The sequence below is a fragment of the Microbulbifer sp. SE14 genome (assembly GCF_059834885.1).
In genome coordinates, this window is sequence record NZ_JCBAJA010000010.1 from 1 (window position 1) to 19328 (window position 19328).

Sequence of the window (19328 nt, forward strand, 5' to 3'; positions counted from 1 at the left end):
ACCTCCTGGAGCTCCGCGAAACCCTTCTCCAGCCTCGCAAGGCTGCTTCCGGTCCCGCTCGAAGTGGCGCGCATTATAGCGACCTCCTCGACCTTGGCAAGCTCTTTTTTGAAGAAATTTTCTTAAGAAAATCAATCACTTGGAGCTGCCACCCCGCCGCTTGCTCAACGACGAGGGCGCGAACTATACGGGTTGCTCCGGCACGCTGCAAGCCCTTTTTTACAATCTGATGAAATTAAATTTTGCGGGCCGGAAGGCGCCGGCGGATCAGGCCGCCAGCTCGAACAGGTGGTACTTTTTCTTGCCCAGGCGCACGATGAAGAAGCGCCCGTGCAACGCCCTGGCCGCAGTGAATACCGCCTGCGGGTCGCTGTTGCTCTCCATGCCCACCGCCTGGCTGTTAACCAGCACCGCATTGCGCCCCAGTGCATCCTTGACCGGCTTGCCGGACGGCGCCATGCCCGCATCCACCAGCAGGTTGATCAGGCTCTGCTCGCCAAACTCCGCCTGCAGGGTAGAACTGGGCAGGCCGTCCAGGCGCAGCTGCTCGAGATCCCCGGCGGACAGCTCGGCGATTTCGCCGGAGAAGAGCGCGCGGGAGATGCGCTCCGCCGCGGCCAGCCCATCTTCGCCGTGCACCAGGCGGGTCACTTCCCGCGCCAGTATGCCCTGGGCCTCAGGCCTGCCGGCGCGCTCGCGGTCGGCGGCCTCTATCTCGTCGATCTCGTCGACGCCGATGAAGGTGAAGTAGCGCAGGAACTTGTACACATCGGCGTCGGCGGTATTCAGCCAGAACTGGTAGAAGGCGTAGGGCGAGGTGCGCTGGGCATCCAGCCAGATGGTGCCGCTCTCTGTCTTGCCGAATTTGGTGCCGTCCGCCTTGGTGACCAGCGGCAGGGTCAGGCCGTAGACCTTGCCGCGATGCTGGCGCCGGGTCAGGTCCACGCCGCCGGTGATATTGCCCCACTGGTCCGAGCCACCGATCTGCAGTGTGCAGTCGTAACGCTTGTACAGCTCGGAGAAGTCCATCGACTGCAACAGCATGTAGGAGAACTCGGTAAAGGAGATACCCTCGCCCTCGCGCTGGATGCGCTGTTTGACCGACTCCTTGTTGATCATATTGTTGACGGAGAAATGTTTTCCCACGTCGCGCAGAAAATCGAGCACATTCAGGTCACGGGTCCAGTCCAGGTTGTTGACCACGGTGGCGCTGCTGTCGCCGCAGTCGAAGTCGATGAACTGGGAAACCTGCGCCTTGATCTTCTCCACCCAGCCGGACACCACTTCCGGCGTATTCAGGCTGCGCTCCTGCGCCTTGAAGGAAGGGTCGCCAATCAGGCCGGTTGCGCCGCCAACCAGTGCGATCGGCTTGTGTCCTGCCGCCTGAAACCTCTTCAAAGTGAGAAGTGGTACTAGACTGCCAATATGCAGGGAATCCGCGGTGGGGTCGAAGCCGCAATAGAGGGTCCGGCTCTCCGTCAGATGCTGCGTCAACTCGCCGTCACCGGTCGCCTGATTGATCAGCCCGCGGCGATCCAAGTCTTTAAGCAGTGTCGCATCGACCCCGGCCATGGTTTCCCCTCAACTGAAATGATTTGTAAATAGAACCGCCGGACGGCGGCAAAACGGGCTGCAACATTACCGGACTTTGCGGTAAATACAAGTTGCGGCGTGTGTGCAAACCACTGCCTGGGAATAAGTGCAGAGGAACTCAGCCATGGACAGCCTGGTCAATTACCCCGTGAACCACGGCGGGATTTTTGTTATAAAGCCGCCTCAGTGCTCGTTTTTTAGGCACCGGACGCTCCGGGCACCGATAACAACGACAATCAGCGCCACCCGTTAAGACCATGCAAGACCAACGCAATCCGACGCCGCACCTGCTGGGCGCCCTGCGCCAGCACTTCCCGCGCACCCACGCCCTGGCCGCCGGTGCCGCCAGTTTCGCCCTGGCGCTGACCATGTTTGTCTCCACGCCGGAAGTGGAGGCCAAGCGGCTCTCCCTGCCGGTCACCCTGTCCTCGATAGAGGAGGGAAGGCCAGCGGAAAGCCTCGCGGCTCCAGCGGCCCAGGCGGACCTGGAGCAAGAAGAGAAGCTGCGCGCGCAGAGCCTCAAGGTGCAGAACGGCGACACATTGTCCGATCTCTTCCAACGCGCCGGTGTCAGCGCGGCAGAAATGTACCAGCTGCTTGCCAGCGGCAAGGAGGCGAAACGGCTGGCCAGGCTGACGCCGGGGGAAAAACTGACGTTCCATACCGACGGCGACGGCGCCCTGCAGAGCCTGGAACTGCACCGCGACCGCCTCAACCTGGTCGAATTCAGCCGCGACGGCGCCGACGAATTCCAGTACGCGCTGCATCAGCGCCAGCCGGACAGCTACACCGCCTACCGCCAGGCGGAGATCGACAGTTCCCTGTTCGTCGCCGGCAGCGATGCGGGCCTCAGTCACAACCTGATCATGGAAATGGCCGAGGTGTTCAGCTCCGATATCGACTTCGCCCTGGATATCCGCAAGGGGGATCGCTTCAGCGTGATGTTCGAGGAGGAGTTCCTCGACGGCGAGAAGATCGGTAACGGGCCCATCCAGGCGGTGACCTTCACCAACCAGGGCAAGACTTTCAGCGCAGTGCGCTATGTGGACGCCAACGGCGACGCAAACTACTACACCCCGGACGGCAAGAGCATGCGCAAGGCGTTTATCCGCACCCCGGTGGACATCGGCCGCATCAGCTCCCACTTCAACCCCCGCCGCCTGCACCCGATCTTCAAGACCCGCCGTCCCCACAATGGCACCGACTACGCCGCGCCCACCGGTACCCCCGTGTACGCCGCCGGCGACGGCCGCGTGATCAAGGCCGGCTACAGCAAGGCGAACGGCAACTACGTCTTCATCAAGCACGGCGAGAGCTACGTGACCCGCTACCTGCACCTGCACAAGCGCAAGGTGCGCAGCGGCCAGCGCGTCAAGCAGCGCCAGGTGATTGGCACCGTTGGCTCCACCGGCTATGCCACTGGCCCCCACCTGCACTACGAGTTCCTGGTCAACGGCCGCCACCGCAACCCGGCCACCATCGTGCGCAAACTGCCCAAGGCCAAGTCCATCCCCGAAGCCGAAATGGCCCGTTTCAAGGCCCAGACACAGCCGCTGCTGGCGCAGTTGGAAAACTACCAGCAGCCGGCCCTGGCGCAGAACAGCGAAGACAACGACAATAACAGCGTCAATTAATCGGACGACCGCCAGATGCCCGATCTGTATATCGGCCTGATGTCCGGCACCAGCGTCGACTCCATCGACGCGGTGCTGGTCGACTTCGGCGATGAAAACACCCTGAAGCCGAAAATCCTCACCGCCCTCGGCCACCCGATCAACCCGCCGCTGCGCGACGCGATACTCGCCCTCTGCGCACCCGGCCCCTCGGAACTCGACCGCGCCGGCCAGTTGGACCGGCAGATAGGCCAGGCCTTTGCCGAGGCCTCCAACACCCTGCTGGCCCGCGCCGGTGTCGAGGCCGGCGATATCACCGCCATCGGCAGCCACGGGCAGACGGTCCGCCACAGGCCCCCGGGCACAGTGGCATTGCCCTTCACCCTGCAGTTGGGTGACCCAAACACCATCGCCGCCCTCACCGGCATCACCACTGTGGCCGACTTCCGCCGCCGGGATATGGCCCTCGGCGGCCAGGGCGCGCCGCTGATGCCCGCCTTCCACCGCGCCGCCTTCGCCACGGACCGCAACCGTGCGGTGGTCAATATCGGCGGTATGGCCAATATCACCGAACTGGCCGCAGACGGCAGCGTCTACGGCTACGACACGGGGCCCGGCAACGCGCTGCTGGACTACTGGATAAGCCTGCATCTGGGCCAGCCCTTCGATCGCGACGGCGCCTGGGCCGGCAGCGGCCGAGTGCACTCGGAACTCCTCAACCGGCTGATGGCCGATCCCTACTTCGCCGCCAAGCCGCCGAAGAGCACCGGCCGCGAGACCTTCAACGCCAGTTGGCTGGAACAGGCCTGTGCCGGCCTGGAGCTGGCGCCGGCGGACGTGCAGGCGACCCTGGCGGAAGTCACCGCATCCAGTATCGCCGAGGCCGTGCATCTGTTTGCCGACGGCGGCGAGCTGCTGGTGTGCGGCGGTGGTGCGAAAAACAAGGATCTGCTGTCGCGGCTGCGCCGGCGGCTGCCGACCTGGTCCATTGCCTGTACCGGCAGCTACGGCATAGATGCGGACTGGCTGGAGGCAGTGGGTTTTGCCTGGCTGGCGCGGCAGACGCTGCTGGGGTTGCCGGGGAATTGTCCCGGGGTGACGGGGGCGCGGCAGGAGACGGTGTTGGGGGCTATTTACCCGGCTTGATCTGGCGGGGTTCGGGACTCGGGACCCGAAAAGAATATTGAAACTCGAAGCGAAGGCCCTGATGCCGGTGGCTGTTTGCGGGACTGTCAGCGAGAGGGACCTCGCTGCCAAGCCTGCAGGGATGTATTCACGGCGTGTCCCGCAAACAGCCACCGGTAGCAGGACCGCCCCTGAGCCCGCTTAGTGGCGACGGGGCCCAAAAGACCGGTCGCGGCATGGGCGGATGGCCGCCCCGCCGCTCCTACAGGGAGCGCGGGGGAACCTGCTAGATCGAGAAGGAGGAGCCACAGCCGCAGGTGGAAGAGGCGTTGGGGTTCTGCACCACGAAGCGGGAGCCGGACAGGCCCTCCTCGTAGTCGACGCTGGCGCCCACCAGGTAGGGGTAGCTCATGGCGTCCACCAGCACCTGGATGCCGTCCTTCTCGACCACGGCGTCATCCTCGGCCACCAGTTCGTCAAAGGTGAAACCGTACTGGAAACCAGAGCAGCCGCCGCCGGTCACGAAAACCCGCAGCTTCAGTTCCGGGTTGCCCTCATCCTCCAGCAGGCTCTTGACCTTGGCCACCGCCTGGTCGGTTACCACAACCGGTTCGGGAGAAAAGGATACAGCTTCTGACATATGTCTCTCTCAGGACCCAAGGCATTCACGCCGTATAAAAATTATACTGAGCGCAGCCTCGCAGCCGCCATCTTGCTAAAACCCAGAAATCCAGTCAAGTATTGTGAAACGGCGAGCCCCCGGCACCTGTAACCGCCTCGGGAGATGCCGGGCCGCCAGGAATGACAAGCGGCCGGGGAGAATCACTCGGCGTCGATGACGGTCTCTTCCGAGTACTCGATCATACGAGGCTCGCCGGCGCTATCGATTTCCACGTTGGAAACCAGCGCGCCGTTAACCTGGGCACCTTTAACCATCTCTATCAGCTTGTAGTGGACATTGCCCTCCACCATCGCCTTGGAGGCAAGTTCCAGGTGGCGCGAGGCGTAGACGTCGCCCTTGACATTGCCGTTGATGACTACGTGGGGGACGCGGATCTCACCCTCTACCATGCCGCCGTCAACGATTTGCAGGCGCGCATCGCTGTCGCTGTGCGCATTCACGTTGCCCTTCACCTTGCCCTCGATCACCAGGTTGCCGCGAAAGTGCAGGTCGCCGGACACTTCGGTCTGGCGCGCAATCAGGGTAGTGTGGTTGCTTCCGGAGCTGGCCATAGTGTTATTAACCTTTTCTTTCTTACTAAACATACTCAGATAAAACCTCGTGCATGCAGGCCACAGGGCCGACTAACTCTTCTGAACCAGCCAGCCGTAGCGCTGCTCGATATTGAATCCCTTGCGCCCGCTGGATTTGAGCGACAGCTCCACCCCTTCCGGCTCAAAACCCTGGGGCAACTGTAGCTCGCCTTCGATATTCTGGAAGTACTTGAAGCGCAACGGAATCGATTCGCTGTCCACCTGCGGCGACAGATCGCTCAGGGGGTAGCGTTTTGGCTCTCCGTCCTGGCGGCCCACAACGGTGAAGGTCGCATGCCCCTTCACCACATTGTGTCGCGTGGCCGACTGCTGCACCAGCAACTTGTATTGGTAGCGGCGCGCATCGGCGGTCTGCGAAATACTGAAGCGGCCGATGGAGACCCCATCGCTGCCGTCGGCCGGGGCCATCAGGCCGCGGTAGAAGGAGATTTCCTGCTTGAGCTCGGCGATGCGGCTCTCTTTCTGCACCAGCTCGGCGCGCACCTTCTCGCTGGCCTGCTCGCCGATGAGCAGCGACTGCTCCGCGGTGGCGACACGCAGGCGCAGTGCCTCGTTCTCGCCTTTCAGCTCATCCAGCTGCTGCAGGGCCTTTTCATGGGCCAGGGTTTTCTGGTCGAGGCTGCTGCGCAGGTGGTGCTGGCCGGCGAAATAGGCCGCAGCCGAAGTCGCCAGGACCAGGAAGGCCGCCCCGACAACGGAGAGGGCCCCGGAAAACGGGCGATCCGGCACCACCTTCATGCGGTACTGCTTGCTGCCTTTTACTTTGCGCGCCATGAAATCCGCTGAGTTCTTATCTGGTTATTTGGTAGGAATGTGCCGATTCTAAGGTAGCAGCGCCGGGCTCTCCAGCCCCAGCGTCTCATTTAGGCCGAACATGATGTTCATATTCTGCACCGCCTGCGCCGAGGCCCCCTTGGCCAGGTTGTCGATCACCGACAGCACCACAACCGTATCGCGGTCCTGGGGCTGCATCACGGAAATACGGCACATATTGGTGCCGCGCACGCTGCGCGTCTGCGGATGGCTGCCGGCGGGCATCACATCCACGAAAGCCTCGTCCCTATAGCGACTCTCGAACAGCTGCTGCAGTTCCCCCGCCGACTGCCCGGATTGCAGTTTTGCGAACAGGGTCGCGTGAATACCGCGCACCATCGGCAGCAGGTGCGGCACAAAGGTCACCCGCGGCTCACTGGCGCCCCGGGGCAGCACCCGGCTCAGGCCCTGCTCTATCTCCGGCAGGTGACGGTGACCGCCGGCGGAATAAGCGCGGAAGTTGTCGCTGTTCTCCGCCAGCAGCAGTTCCGTCTTACCCTGGCGCCCGGCGCCGCTGGCACCGCTGGCGGCGCTGGCGATCAGCTGCTCCGGGTCCACCAGGCCCGCCTCCAGCAGCGGTATCCAGCCGAGCTGGATCGCGGTGGGATAGCAGCCTGGGCAGGCCACCAGCTGGGCGCCGGCGATATCCGCGCGGTTCACCTCCGGCAGGCCGTAGGCCGCCTGCTCCGCCAGTTCCGGCGCCCCGTGGGCCTGGCCGTACCACCGCTCCCAGGTGGGGATATCCCGGATGCGGAAGTCCGCAGACAGGTCGATCACGCGCACACCGCGCTCGATCAGTGCCGGTACCTGGGCCTGGGCTACTCCATGGGGCGTGGCGAAAAACACCAGGTCACAGGCGGCCAGCTGCTCCAGATCCGGTTCGCAAAAGGCCAGGTCGCAGTGGCCGCGCAGGCTGGGGAAGAGTTCCGCCACCGGCGTACCGGCCAGGGCGCGGGAGGTGATCGCCGTCAGTTCCACTTCCGGATGCGCCGTCAGCAGGCGCAACAATTCCACACCCGTGTAGCCGGTGCCGCCGACAATTGCTACCTTAATCACCTTGTTCGATTCTCCCCTGCTGGTAAGTATGAGGCGCTGGTCAGCCAGCATTTAAATCAGCGGAGCACTCTACCACAAGCTCGAACACTTTAAGGACGTGCGGTGTCACAGCGACCCAAGGATTCCACTCCAAAGCCCCTGCCAAACTGGCCGCAACGGGAACGCGGCCTGGAAAAACTGCGCCTGCTGCTTTCCGCCCAGGACGCGCTGGCACCGCTGCTGGTCATGGCGCTGCTCACCGGCGCCTGCGCCGGCGTGGTCACCGTCGCCTTTCGCTTTGTGAGCGAGTGGCCCACCGCACTCTTCCTGTCCATACCCGGGCGCTACGAATCCCTGCCGGCCCACTGGCGCTTCGCCCTGCCGGTTGCCGGTGCGCTGCTGCTCGGCACCATTTACCAGCTGCTGACGCCGAGCCGGCGCAATGTGGGCGTGGTGCACGTGCTCGACCGGCTGCACAACCATCAAGGGCAGATGCCGCTGCAGAATGCCACCCTGCAGTTCTTTGCCGGTGCCACCGCACTGATCAGCGGCCACTCGGTGGGGCGTGAGGGGCCGGCGGTGCACCTGGGTGCCGCCAGCGGCAGCTGGGTCGCGCGCAAGCTGCGGCTGCCAAACAATTCCGCGCGCAGCCTGCTGGCCTGCGGCGTGGCCGCCGCCATTGCGGCCTCCTTCAACACGCCGCTGGCGGGGGTGGTCTTCGCGATGGAGGTGGTGATGCTGGAGTACTCAGTGGCGGGCTTCCTGCCGGTGATACTGGCGGCGGTGGCGGGCAGTGCCGCGGCGCAGATCGCATTCGGCAACCAACCGGTGTTCAACGTGCCGGCGATCCAGCTCAATTCGCTGGCGGAACTGCCGGTGCTCTTCCTGTGCGCGCTGGTTATCGGCATCCTGGCCGCCCTGTTTATCCGCGCCCACCGCCGCCTGGCGCCGCAACAGCGCCGCTCACCGCTGCTGCGCTTTGTCGTGGTCGGATTGACCACCGGCACCCTCGGCATCTGGGTACCCGAGATTCTCGGCGCCGGCTACGACACCCTGCAGCTGGCGATGCTCGGCGAACTGGGGCTGACGACACTCGCGATCATCGTGGCGGCCAAGCTGGTCGCCACCGCCCTCGGCACCGGCCTGGGAATTCCCGGCGGTGTCATTGGCCCCAGCCTGTTTCTCGGCGCCTGTATGGGAGGCATCGCCGGAGGCCTGACCAACCTCTGGCTGGGCGAGTACACCGCCAGCCCCGGTTTCTACGCCATGGTGGGCATGGCGGCGATGATGGCGGCGCTGCTGAACGCGCCCCTGGCCGCGCTGCTGGCGATTCTCGAGCTGACCTACAACCCCAATGTGCTCTTCCCCGGCATGATGATGATCGTGGTGGCCTGCCTGGTGAGCCGCTACTTCTTCTCCACCGAGGGCATTTACCAGGAAACGCTGCGCGCCATGGACAAGAGCGGCACCCCCAGCTGGCGCCAACAGATACTGAGCCGCGTCGGTGTGGCCAGCGTGATGGAGCGCCGCTTTGTGGTGGCACCGCGGAATATCACCGAGGCGGTGGCAATACGCTTTATCGAGCGACACCCGCAATGGATACTGATCGACCTGCCGGAGGAACCGGCGCCAAAGCTGCTGCGCGCGGCGGACCTCGCCAGCTTCCTGGAACGGGTGAAGGAGGCCCGCGAAGAGGGCCGCGAGGACAAGAAGCGGGACGCCGAAGACAATATCGACCTGCTCAAGCTGCCCGGCGACCGGGAGCAGCTGGCCGAACTGAACTGGCGCGCCACCCTGCTGGAGGCCCAGCAGCTGCTGGAATCCAGCGGCGCCGGCGCCCTCTATATCAGCCGCGGCTACGCTGGCGCACTGGACAACAACGCCGCCGGCATTATCCTGCCGCTGCATATCGATAACTTTTATCGCAAATAGGTGCGTGATTACTCACTTCCTCGGGACTCGGGACTCGGGACTCGGGACTCGGGACTCGGGACTCGGGACTCGGGACTCGGGACTCGGGACTCGGGACTCGGGACTCGGGACTCGGGACTCGGGACTCGGGAAAGAGTACCGGAGCCAGATGCGAAGGCCCTGATGCCGGTGGCCACCTGGCAAATGTTTACCGATGAGGTTTTTTGTCAGGTGGCCACCGGTAGCAGGGCCGCCCGGGCCTCTTTTACTGGCAACATGGGGCGAGTAGTTACGCGCAAACAAACTTATCGCCAAGGGGGCAATCGATGCTGTGGGTCAAAGCTTTTCACCTGGTCGCCGTGGTCTGCTGGTTCGCCGCGCTCTTCTACCTGCCGCGGCTGTTCGTCTACCACGTGGACGCCACCGACGCGCTCAGCCGCGACCGCTTCTGCATCATGGAGCGCCGCCTCTACCGCGGCATCGCCATACCGTCGATGATCGCCACCATCGCGCTGGGCATCTGGCTGCTGAGCTTCAACTGGGGCTATTACATGAAGGCCGGCTGGCTGCACGCCAAGCTGTTTTTCGTCGTGCTGCTGATCGGCTACCACCATATCTGCGGCGCCTATGTGCGCAAGTTCGCCGCCGGCACGGTCACCAGGAGCGGGCGCTTCTTCCGCGTCTTCAACGAGCTGCCGGTGATAGCGCTGATCGCAATTGTGATTCTGGCCGTGGTAAAACCCTTTTAAGTCGGCACGGAATCAGTCCGGCCAGCCGGTGCACAGCAACTAGAATAAAGCGCAGAGCAACCACAAGCCGAAAAAACCGCCTATGGATACGCGCCAACCCGTAGTACTGACGATCACCCACCACGACCCCAGCGGCAGCGCCGGGATTGCCGCGGATACCGAGACTGCGGCCAGTCTCGGCTGCCACTGCGCCTCGGTGGTCTCGGCGATCAGCGTCGGTGACACGGGAGAACTGATGGGCGTGGCGCCGGTGGACGACAGCCTGCTGGTGGAACAGGCGCGGGCGATACTCGAGGACATGCCTGTAGCGGCCATCAAGGTGGGCTACCTGGGCTCGGTGGACAATGTGCGCGCCCTGCACAGCGTGCTGCGCGACTACCCGGATATACCGGTGATCATAGACCCGGACGCTACCCTCGCGGACAAAGAGAGCCTGCTGGCGCCGCCGCTGTGGGAGGCCATGAGCTCGCTGCTGCTGCCCTTCGCCACCATGGCCTGCCCCAACCGTCGCGAGGCCCGTGCCATGGCGCTGGAGGCGGATGTGTTCGACGCCATGGCACAGGAGCTGCTGGAGAGCGGCTGCCGCTACCTGCTGCTCACCGGCGTGCCCTGCGAGCAGCAGCTGGAAAACCGCCTCTACGACGAGCGCGGCCTGATCCGCCAGTTCCACTGGGAGCGCCTGCCGCCCGCTGCCTACGGCATCTGCGGCACCCTCGCCACCGCCATCGCCTGCCATATCGCCCACGGCCTGACCATCATCGAGGCCGTCAGCCGCAGCCAGCAGTTCACCTGGAGCGCCATTGCCGACAGCCGCAGGCTGGGGATGGGGCGGCCGATTCCGAATCGGTTGTTCTGGGCCAAGCGCTAAGCTTCATTTCCCTGTAGCTGGCTCCCTGGCGGCCCTGCTACCGGTGACTTCTTGCCAGACACGCTGTGAATACATCCCTGTACGCTCTCCACGGCCATCCATGGCCGCAGAAGGTCTGGCAAGAAGTCACCGGCATCAGGGCCTTCGCTTTGGACACCGGGGCGCCTCCGATCAGCGGTGGGTAAAACTCGAAAGTCCGATGCGAAGGTCCTGATGCCGGGGGCCATTTGAGAAATGTTTGCCGATGAGGCTTTTTCCCAAATGGCCACCGGTAGCAGGGCCGCCAATGAACCATCTAAGGGCACGTTGTACCACCAGCCCGTGACCGCGATAATAGCCCGCCAAATTCCCAACCCATTCCCCCAAATACCCGAAAGAGCCTTATGAGCAAATCCGAGCAACTCTTTGCCCAAGCCCAGCAATACATTCCCGGCGGCGTGAATTCACCGGTGCGGGCCTTCCGCGCCGTCGGCGGCACGCCGCTGTTTATCCAGCGCGCCGAGGGCGCCTACCTCTACGATGCCGACGGCAAACGCTATATCGACTATGTGCAGTCCTGGGGCCCCATGGTGCTCGGCCACGCGCACCCGGATGTGATAGAGGCGGTGGTGGAGACGGCGCAGTCCGGCCTCAGCTTCGGCGCGCCCACCGAACTGGAAACCGAGCTGGCGGAAGAGCTGTGCCGCCTGTGGCCGAACATGGACCTGGTGCGCTTCGTCAACTCCGGCACCGAGGCCACCATGAGCGCCATCCGCCTGGCGCGCGGCTTCACCGGGCGCGACAAGATCGTCAAGTTCGAGGGCTGCTACCACGGCCACTCCGACTCGCTGCTGGTCAAGGCCGGTTCCGGCGCCCTGACCATGGGGGTGCCCTCCTCGCCCGGCGTGCCGGCATCCCTGGCCGACCACACCATCACCCTCTCCTACAACGACGCCGACGGCGTGCGCCAGTGCTTTGAAAAAATCGGCGACCAGATCGCCTGCATCATCGTCGAGCCGGTGGCCGGCAATATGAACTGCATTCCGCCAGAACCCGGCTTCCTGGAAACCCTGCGCGAGGTTTGCGACCAGCACGGCGCCCTGTTGATCCTGGACGAAGTCATGACCGGCTTCCGCGTCAGCCTGACCGGCGCCCAGGGCCACTACGGCATCGAGGCAGACATCACCACCCTCGGCAAGGTGATCGGCGGTGGCATGCCCGTCGGCGCCTTCGGCGGCAAGCGCGAGATCATGGAAAAGATCGCCCCCCTGGGCCCCGTCTACCAGGCCGGCACCCTGTCCGGCAACCCGGTGGCCATGGTCGCCGGCCTGGAGACACTGCGCCTGGTGCAGGAGCCCGGGCTCTACGAAAAACTGGCTGAGAAAACCGATCGCCTGGTCGAAGGCGTGCTGGCCGCAGCCAGGGAGGCGGGCATACCGGTGACCGCAAACAAAGCCGGCAGCATGTTCGGCTTCTTCTTCACCGACGAGTCCCGGGTCAGCAACTACCAGCAGGTGATGGCCTGCGACAACGAGCGCTTCAACCGCTTCTTCCACGGCATGCTGGAGGAAGGCGTCTACCTGGCGCCCGCCTCCTACGAGGCCGGCTTCATGTCGGCGGCGCACAGCGACGCGGATATCGAAGAGACCATCGCCGCCGCGCGCAAAGTATTCAGCCATCTGGGCTGACCATACCAACCCTCGCCTTGGAGGGCCCGCGCCAGACCCGGCGCGGGCCAACTGCCCCGCTCCACCTTTCCCAATCGCTCCGCGCTATTGCGTTCTACCGAAAAGCGCATTATAAAAATGTATACATTTTTATAATAGGTATACATCGTGGCACATTCCATCTTCGCCGATACCAGCCCCTCCGCGATCAGCGCCGGCTTTGTCGCCGTGCTGGTGGGCATCGCCAGCTCCGTGGCCATAGTCCTCGAGGCGGCCCGCGCGGCGGGCGCCAGCGATGCGATGATGGTGTCCTGGATCGGCGCCCTGGGGCTCGGCATGGGTCTCACCTGCATCATTTTCTCCTGGTATTACCGCGCGCCGGTGGTCACCGCCTGGTCGACACCCGGTGCCGCCCTGCTGGCCACCAGCCTGGTGGATATTCCCATGGCCCAGGCAACAGGCGCCTTCCTGTTCAGCGCCCTGCTGACGCTGCTACTGGGCCTGTCCGGCGCCTTTGAAAAGGTGATGCGCAAAGTCCCGGCGCCGATCGCCAGCGCCATGCTCGCCGGTATCCTGGTGCAGTTCGGCCTGTCCGTATTCACCTCGCTGCAAAGCAGTCCGGCACTGGTGGGCGCCATGCTGCTGACCTACCTCCTCGGCCGCCGCTGGCTGCCCCGCTACGCGATCATCCTGGTGCTGGTCACCGGCTTCGCCGCCAGCTGGCTGCTGGGCCTGGTCCATTTCGAGCAGATCCACTGGGCACCGGGACGGCCGGTATGGGTGGCGCCGGAATTCGAGCTCTCCACCCTGCTCGGTGTCGGCCTGCCGCTGTTTATCGTCACCATGACCTCACAGAATATTCCCGGTGTCGCCACACTGCGCGCCAGCGGCTACGAGCGGGTGCCCATCTCGCCGGTGATCAGCGGCACCGGGCTGGCGTCGCTGCTGCTGACGCCCTTCGGCGGCTTCGCCTTCAATCTCGCCGCCATCACCGCCGCCATCTGCACCGGCCCCGAAGCGCACCCGGATCCCACTAAGCGCTATACCGCCGGTATCGCCGCGGGGGTCTTCTACCTGCTGGTCGGTCTCTGCGGCGCCAGTGTGGTGGCCCTGTTCGGTGCCTTTCCCCAGGCGCTGGTGGCGAGCCTCGCCGGCCTGGCCCTGATCGGCACCATCGGCGCCAGCCTCGAGGGCGCCACCCGCGAGGCCGACAGCCGCGAGGCGGCGCTGATCACCTTCCTGATCACCGCATCCGGTGCCAGCTTCCTGGGCATCGGCGCCGCCTTCTGGGGGCTGGTCGGCGGCCTGGTGAGCCACTGGATATTCACACGGGGGAAATAAGTGAGTCTTTACCAGCGCCTGAAGGCGGATCTGCAGCGGGGGCGCTTCGCGCCGGGCCGCGTGCTGAAGCAGAGCGAACTGGCGGAGCTCTACGGCGTCAGTCGCATCCCGGTGCGCGATGCGCTGCAGCGACTGAAGAGCGAGGGCTGGCTCGGCGAACACGGCAAGCGCGGTGTGGCGGTGCCGCTGTTCGATCCGCTGGAAGTGGAGGATCTCTACCTGATGCGAGTGCGCCTGGAACCCCTGCTGCTCGGGTTCGCCGCGCCGCACCTCAGCGGTGAAACACTCGGCCGCGCTGAGGACATTCTCGAGCGCATGGAGAATGACCCGCAGATGGCGGCGGCGGAAATCGGCACGCTCAACTGGCAGTTTCACGCCTGCCTCTACCGGGCAGCCGGCCGCCCGACCCTGTTTGCGACGGTGGAACAGCTGCACCGGCAGTGCGAGCGCTATATCGGCTACCAGTCCCGCAGCCTCGACTACCAGGCGCGGAGCCAGCGCGAGCACTACGAAATCCTGGCGGCACTGCGACGCGGCGCAGGGAAAGAGGCGGAGAAAATACTCGAGGAGCACATCGCCGCGGCCGGGCGCGCGCTGGTAGAACACCTGCGCGAACCCTAAGCGGCAGCCGGTTTGTTATGATTGCCGCCACATTAAACCCTTTCTTCCGGCCGGAGTGATTTTCCCCATGAGTAGCAGCCTTCACCGCGGCGCCTATCCGAACACCCGCCTGCGCCGCCTGCGCGCGCAGGATTTTTCCCGCCGCCTGGTGCGCGAGCACCGACTGACCTGCGACGACCTGATACTGCCGCTGTTCGCAATCGAGGGCCGCGGCGAGACGCAGAGGGTCGAGTCCATGCCCGGCGTCGAGCGCTTGACCGTGGACCTGCTGGCGAAGAAAGCGAAGGCGCTGGTGCAGCTGGGCATTCCCGCGGTGGCCCTCTTCCCGGTGGTGGACCCGGCGCACAAGTCGGAGGACGCCCGCGCCGCCTACGACGCCGATGGCCTGGCCCAGCGCGCCGTGCGCGAACTCAAGGACGCCGCGCCGGAACTGGGCGTGATCACCGACGTCGCCCTGGACCCCTTCACCAGCCACGGCCAGGACGGCCTGATGGACGACAGCGGCTACATCGTCAACGACGACACGGTGGAAGTACTGGTGCAGCAGGCCCTGTCCCACGCCGCCGCCGGCGCCGACGTGGTGGCGCCGTCGGACATGATGGACGGCCGCATCGGCGCGATACGCAATGCGCTGGAACGCGGGGGCCATGTGAACACCCTGATCATGTCCTACGCCGCCAAGTACGCCTCCGCCTACTACGGGCCCTTCCGCGACGCGGTGGGCTCCGCCGGCAACCTGAAGGGCGGCAGCAAGGCCGGCTACCAGATGGACCCGGCCAACGGCGACGAGGCGCTGCATGAGTGCGCACTGGACCTGCAGGAGGGGGCGGACATGATCATGGTCAAGCCGGGCATGCCCTACCTGGACGTGGTGCGGCGGGTGAAGGACCAACTCAGGGTGCCCACCTTCGCCTACCAGGTGAGCGGCGAATACGCGATGCACTGCGCCGCGTTTGAAAACGGCTGGCTGAACCGGGAGGCGGTGGTACTGGAATCCCTGCTGGCGTTCAAGCGCGCCGGCGCCGACGGCATTCTGACCTATTTTGCCGAGGAGGCGGCGCGGCTGCTGCGCGACGGCTGATCCACCGGCGACCGCTCGATGTCACTTCCAGTTCATGGATATGGGAAGTATCGGGAGCCGGTACACCGCGATCACAGCAGCCGCCCCCAGGCGCCCGGATCGACCACTGCCACAAACACCAGCCCCACCAGCGCTCCCCAGAAATGCGCATCGTGGTTGATGCGCCGGGTGCGGTCCCGGCCGGCGTAATAGCTGTAGGCAAGATAGAGCAGGCCGAACAGCCAGGCCTGGATAGGAATCGGCAGGAACAGCAGAAACAGCTCCGCCTGCGGGTAGTAGACAATAAACGCAAACACCACCGCGGAGATGGCGCCGGAAGCGCCGACGCTGGCGTACTTGGGATTCTGCCGCTCCTTGAGCAGCGTCGGCAGGTGACTGCCCACCAGCGCCAGCCCGTAGAGCAGGGCGAATGCGGGCGTGCCTATCTGCCGCTCCAGCGGTGGGCCGAACATCCACAGGCACCAGATGTTGACCACCAGGTGCAGCAGATTGGCGTGCACGAAACCCGCCAGGACGAGTGAACCCAGTTGCTGGCCGCGCCAGACCCGATAGGGTTGAAAGGCACAGCGGGCCAGCAGGCCGGGGAACAGGTAGAGCGCGATCAGGCTGAAAGTGGTAGTCACCACCAGCAGCGCGCCGGTGGCGGAAGACAGAAATTCGCTCACCGCTGCCCCCGCCCGGCGGGTCCCGGCGCAATCAGGGCCACTGGTCCTCTTCGTCCGGCGACCAGGGCTGCGCCTCCTCCACCGGCGCACCTTCCCTGCGCTGGCGCATGATTTCCTCGTTGCGGCGCCGGCGTTCCTCGAGGATGCGCCGCTCCTCCTCGGCGCGCCGCTCTTCCTCCAGGTAGAGATCCTCTTCGGTCTGCGGCAGTTGCAGCGGTTCCTCCTCGAATTGCGGTGCCTGCTGCATCTCGTCGTCGCGGCGCAGCTGTTCCTGCAGCTGGCGCTCGCGCTCCTCGCGGCGCTGCTGCTCGCGCGGATCTATGCCCCAGCCCGGGGTCATCTCCTCCCGCGGCGCCGCCTCCTGTTGTTCCTCGCCGCCGAACCAGTCGCGGAACCAGCGCCAGCGGTCGCGTCCTCGGCACTCGGGCGCAGCTTCCAGGCGGGTCTCGTAAGAGAAAGGCAGCTCCACACCGCCGCGGCAGTACTCCGGGTTCATATACTGGCCGCGCTTGTTCACCGGCTTGAACTCGACGCCGCGGGGCGGCTCAATGCGGCCGTGGCGGTGCGGCAACTGGCGCATGATTTCGGTCCAGATGGTCAGGGCGCCGGTGGCGCCGGTCAGGCTGGTGCGCTCGTTGTCGTCGCGGCCCAGCCAGACCACCGCGGTCACCCCGGGGGAGAAACCGGCGAACCAGCTGTCGCGGTTGTCGTTGGTGGTACCCGTCTTGCCGGCGAAGGCCACGCTGCCCGGCAGGCGGCGGTAGGCGCTCCTGCCGGTGCCCTCGCGCATCACCTGTTCCAGCGCGTAGCGCAGCAGGTAGGCGGGCACCGCGTCCACATTGCGGTCGGCGCGGCGGCGGAAGTGCTGCACCTGCTCGCCGTGGGCGTCGGACACCGCCAGCAGGGTGCGCGGCTCTACATGCTCGCCGCCATTGGCGATGGTCTGGAACATGTTTGCCACTTCGAACGGAGTCAACTCCACCGCGCCCAGCAGCATCGACGGCAGCCGCGGCAGGTCCGCCTGCACTCCCAGGCGGCGGATGGTCTGGCGCACATTCTCCAGCCCCAGGTCCAACCCCAGGCGCGCGGTGGCCTGGTTGTAGGACTTGGCCAGGGCCATATACAGGGGCGTGGGGCCGTGACTGCGGTTGTCGAAGTTGGACGGCATCCACACCTGGCCGTCTGCCCCCTCGACGCGAATCGGCGCATCCTCGATCAGGGTGGCCAGGTTGTAGTCGTAGGGGCGCTCCAGGGCGGTCAGGTAGACCGCCGGCTTGATCAGGGAGCCCACCTGGCGCCGCGCCTCCAGCGCGCGGTTGAAGCCCGGGTAGTGGGGTCGGCGGTCGCCGACCATCGCCAGTACGTCGCCGCTGTGGTTGTCCAGCAGCACCGTCGCCGCCTGCAGCGAATCCTTCTGGATGCCGCGGTCCTTCTCCAACTGCGCCGCACCGCTGCTGACCGCATCCTCGGCCAGCTTCTGCACCGAGGGCGCCAGGGTGGTGTAGACGCGCAGGCCGGCGGTGCGCAGCTCCTCGTAGGAGTAGTAGGGGCGCAATTCCTCCAGCAGCCGCTCGGTGAAGGCCGGGTAGGGGTTCTGGGCCTTGTCGCCGGCGCTGGCCACTTCCAGGGGCTTGGCCTTGTGGATACGGTGCTGCTCCGGCGTGATCAGCTCCTGTTCCTGCATCACGTCGAGCACCGTGTTGCGCCGCTCCAGCGCCCGCTCCGGATTGCGCCAGGGGTTGTAGTAGGAAGCGCCCTTGGCCAGGCCCACCAGCAGCGCTATCTGGTGGGGCTCCAGGGTATCCAGCGGCTTCTGGAAATAGAACTCGGACGCCAGGCCGAAACCGTAGATGGCACGGCTACCCTGCTGGCCCAGCCACACCTCGTTGATGTACTCCTGCAGTATGTAGGCCTTCTCGTAGTGCAACTCCATCAGGATGGCCATCAGCGCCTCGTTGATCTTGCGCTGCAGGCTGGGCTTGTGGTCGAAGAAGATGTTCTTTACCAGTTGCTGGGTGATGGTGGACCCCCCCTGTACCACCTCGCCGGCCTTCACATTGGCCACCATGGCGCGGACTATGCCGCGCGGGGACACACCGAAGTGGTAGAGGAAGTCCTGGTCCTCCACCGCAATCAGGGTGTTGGCCAGCAGCGGCGGGATGTCGGCGAAGCGCACCGGATTGCGGTCGTCGCCACCGCCGAGCAGAGTGCCGATGTTGGCGGCATCCAGGCGGAATTCCTTCAGGCGCTCGCCGTTTTCGCCGCGCAGGTTGCTGATCTCGTCGTTGCGCAGGCGGAAGCCGACCACCGCCGCCGGCTCGCGACCATCGGCGTGCTGGAAGTCGCGGCGCCAGACCCGGTAGTCCATACCCTCGCGGGTCCACTGGCCCGGCTCGGTCAGGGTCCCCTGCTCGCGGTAGTTGAGGGCCTCGAATTCCGCCAGCAGTTCGTCCGGGCGCATGACCATGCCCTCGCGCAGTACCAGCGGGCGCGCGAAGACCCGCGCCGGCAACTGGTACTGGCGGCTGTCGAGCCGCTCCCGCAGCTGCACGTCCAGATAGACCATATAGCCGGCCAGTGCCAGCCCGCCCACCAGTGCCAGCAGGCCCAGCCGCACCATCCAGCGGTGTAGTCTTCCCGGTTTGGACGCCTTGCTGCGCCGGCGTTTAGTCGATGCCATATAGATGAAATACCAAAATCTTTAACCAACTATAGATAGAGTGCCAATCCGTGGATTGACCGCGATCGCGGTATGGAAGTTCACCGCGGAGGGGCCACCCTTACACCCGGATCGTTGCGCCTTCGACCGGCCCAGCCACTGGTGGCCGTCCGGGAAAAAGCCTCATCGGCAAATATTTCCCGGACGGCCACCAGTGGCTGGGCCTCAGATCACGTTAGCCGGCCAACTCTGGTGCATTGAGGTCGGCCCTTTATAAGGTCTGTGGGGCACAAGTCAAACCCGCCGCCTTGCACTTGCCCCGGGGGCGGCCAT

General features: G+C 65.0%; 16 protein-coding genes. 9 read left to right on the plus strand and 7 right to left on the minus strand.

All coding sequences use genetic code 11. The features are described from left to right. Positions 1-267: 267 nt before the first annotated feature. Entirely contained in the window at positions 268-1572 is a 1305-nt protein-coding gene (gene tyrS / locus AC6R19_RS09025; protein WP_500579474.1) for a tyrosine--tRNA ligase, read from the minus strand. A 278-nt stretch (positions 1573-1850) separates the two neighbouring features. On the opposite strand from tyrS, the gene AC6R19_RS09030 reads away from it, so the two are divergent. Continuing rightward, entirely contained in the window at positions 1851-3227 is a 1377-nt protein-coding gene (locus AC6R19_RS09030; protein ID WP_500579475.1) for a peptidoglycan DD-metalloendopeptidase family protein, read from the plus strand. A 15-nt stretch (positions 3228-3242) separates the two neighbouring features. Then, positions 3243-4352 carry an anhydro-N-acetylmuramic acid kinase gene (locus AC6R19_RS09035; protein ID WP_500579476.1) on the plus strand — a complete coding sequence of 370 codons (1110 nt, stop codon included), beginning with the start codon at positions 3243-3245 and terminating at the stop codon, positions 4350-4352. Positions 4353-4617: 265 nt separating this feature from the next. Here AC6R19_RS09035 and erpA read toward each other — a convergent pair whose 3' ends face one another. The 4 genes from erpA to argC form a co-directional block, all read right to left on the minus strand. Continuing rightward, positions 4618-4971 (minus strand): iron-sulfur cluster insertion protein ErpA, encoded by a 354-nt coding sequence (erpA, locus tag AC6R19_RS09040; protein WP_183461206.1) that lies wholly within the window; start codon positions 4969-4971, stop codon positions 4618-4620. 182 nt (positions 4972-5153) lie between these two features. Further along, positions 5154-5564: a bactofilin family protein gene (locus AC6R19_RS09045; RefSeq protein WP_500579477.1), complete on the minus strand. Its 411-nt coding sequence runs from the start codon at positions 5562-5564 to the stop codon at positions 5154-5156. A 72-nt stretch (positions 5565-5636) separates the two neighbouring features. Then, complete coding sequence (locus AC6R19_RS09050) at positions 5637-6380, minus strand: DUF6776 family protein (protein WP_500579478.1); 744 nt, start codon at positions 6378-6380, stop codon at positions 5637-5639. Positions 6381-6428: 48 nt separating this feature from the next. Further along, positions 6429-7475 (minus strand): N-acetyl-gamma-glutamyl-phosphate reductase, encoded by a 1047-nt coding sequence (gene argC / locus AC6R19_RS09055; RefSeq protein ID WP_500579479.1) that lies wholly within the window; start codon positions 7473-7475, stop codon positions 6429-6431. Between the two features lie 102 nt (positions 7476-7577). Here argC and AC6R19_RS09060 point away from each other — a divergent pair, with 102 nt between their 5' ends. From AC6R19_RS09060 to hemB, 7 genes are all read left to right on the plus strand, one after another. Continuing rightward, the gene (locus AC6R19_RS09060; RefSeq protein WP_500579480.1) at positions 7578-9386 is read left to right on the plus strand and encodes a chloride channel protein; all 1809 of its coding nucleotides are present in this window, start codon (positions 7578-7580) and stop codon (positions 9384-9386) included. Positions 9387-9691: 305 nt separating this feature from the next. Further along, on the plus strand, positions 9692-10114 hold the full coding sequence (gene hemJ / locus AC6R19_RS09065) for a protoporphyrinogen oxidase HemJ (RefSeq protein ID WP_500579481.1): 423 nt from the start codon (positions 9692-9694) through the stop codon (positions 10112-10114). Positions 10115-10196: 82 nt separating this feature from the next. Further along, positions 10197-10982, plus strand: a complete 786-nt coding sequence (gene thiD / locus AC6R19_RS09070; protein WP_500579482.1) for a bifunctional hydroxymethylpyrimidine kinase/phosphomethylpyrimidine kinase — start codon at positions 10197-10199, stop codon at positions 10980-10982. Between the two features lie 383 nt (positions 10983-11365). Next, a complete protein-coding gene (gene hemL, locus AC6R19_RS09075; protein WP_500579483.1) occupies positions 11366-12649 on the plus strand; it encodes a glutamate-1-semialdehyde 2,1-aminomutase in 1284 nt (427 codons plus the stop codon). Between the two features lie 147 nt (positions 12650-12796). Next, entirely contained in the window at positions 12797-13969 is a 1173-nt protein-coding gene (locus AC6R19_RS09080; protein ID WP_500579484.1) for a benzoate/H(+) symporter BenE family transporter, read from the plus strand. Then, positions 13970-14590 carry a GntR family transcriptional regulator gene (locus tag AC6R19_RS09085; protein ID WP_500579485.1) on the plus strand — a complete coding sequence of 207 codons (621 nt, stop codon included), beginning with the start codon at positions 13970-13972 and terminating at the stop codon, positions 14588-14590. It begins immediately after the preceding gene. A 67-nt stretch (positions 14591-14657) separates the two neighbouring features. Beyond that, the gene (hemB, locus tag AC6R19_RS09090) at positions 14658-15671 is read left to right on the plus strand and encodes a porphobilinogen synthase (protein WP_500579486.1); all 1014 of its coding nucleotides are present in this window, start codon (positions 14658-14660) and stop codon (positions 15669-15671) included. A gap of 71 nt (positions 15672-15742) precedes the next feature. Here hemB and AC6R19_RS09095 read toward each other — a convergent pair whose 3' ends face one another. Together AC6R19_RS09095 and mrcB are read right to left on the minus strand one after the other, a co-directional pair. Further along, positions 15743-16336, minus strand: a complete 594-nt coding sequence (locus AC6R19_RS09095) for a rhomboid family intramembrane serine protease (protein ID WP_500579487.1) — start codon at positions 16334-16336, stop codon at positions 15743-15745. Positions 16337-16367: 31 nt separating this feature from the next. Further along, positions 16368-19016, minus strand: coding sequence for a penicillin-binding protein 1B (gene mrcB / locus AC6R19_RS09100; protein WP_500579488.1), 2649 nt, complete (start codon positions 19014-19016; stop codon positions 16368-16370). Positions 19017-19328 lie beyond the last annotated feature (312 nt).

Excerpts from the sequence above, each read along its gene's own strand:
- hemJ (WP_500579481.1), top strand. The coding sequence starts at position 9,692 with ATGCTGTGGGTCAAAGCTTTTCACCTGGTCGCCGTGGTCTGCTGGTTC.
- tyrS (WP_500579474.1), bottom strand. The coding sequence starts at position 1,572 with ATGGCCGGGGTCGATGCGACACTGCTTAAAGACTTGGATCGCCGCGGG.
- AC6R19_RS09045 (WP_500579477.1), bottom strand. The coding sequence starts at position 5,564 with ATGGCCAGCTCCGGAAGCAACCACACTACCCTGATTGCGCGCCAGACC.
- hemB (WP_500579486.1), top strand. The coding sequence starts at position 14,658 with ATGAGTAGCAGCCTTCACCGCGGCGCCTATCCGAACACCCGCCTGCGC.
- thiD (WP_500579482.1), top strand. The coding sequence starts at position 10,197 with ATGGATACGCGCCAACCCGTAGTACTGACGATCACCCACCACGACCCC.
- AC6R19_RS09035 (WP_500579476.1), top strand. The coding sequence starts at position 3,243 with ATGCCCGATCTGTATATCGGCCTGATGTCCGGCACCAGCGTCGACTCC.
- AC6R19_RS09030 (WP_500579475.1), top strand. The coding sequence starts at position 1,851 with ATGCAAGACCAACGCAATCCGACGCCGCACCTGCTGGGCGCCCTGCGC.
- mrcB (WP_500579488.1), bottom strand. The coding sequence starts at position 19,016 with ATGGCATCGACTAAACGCCGGCGCAGCAAGGCGTCCAAACCGGGAAGA.
- hemL (WP_500579483.1), top strand. The coding sequence starts at position 11,366 with ATGAGCAAATCCGAGCAACTCTTTGCCCAAGCCCAGCAATACATTCCC.
- erpA (WP_183461206.1), bottom strand. The coding sequence starts at position 4,971 with ATGTCAGAAGCTGTATCCTTTTCTCCCGAACCGGTTGTGGTAACCGAC.
- AC6R19_RS09050 (WP_500579478.1), bottom strand. The coding sequence starts at position 6,380 with ATGGCGCGCAAAGTAAAAGGCAGCAAGCAGTACCGCATGAAGGTGGTG.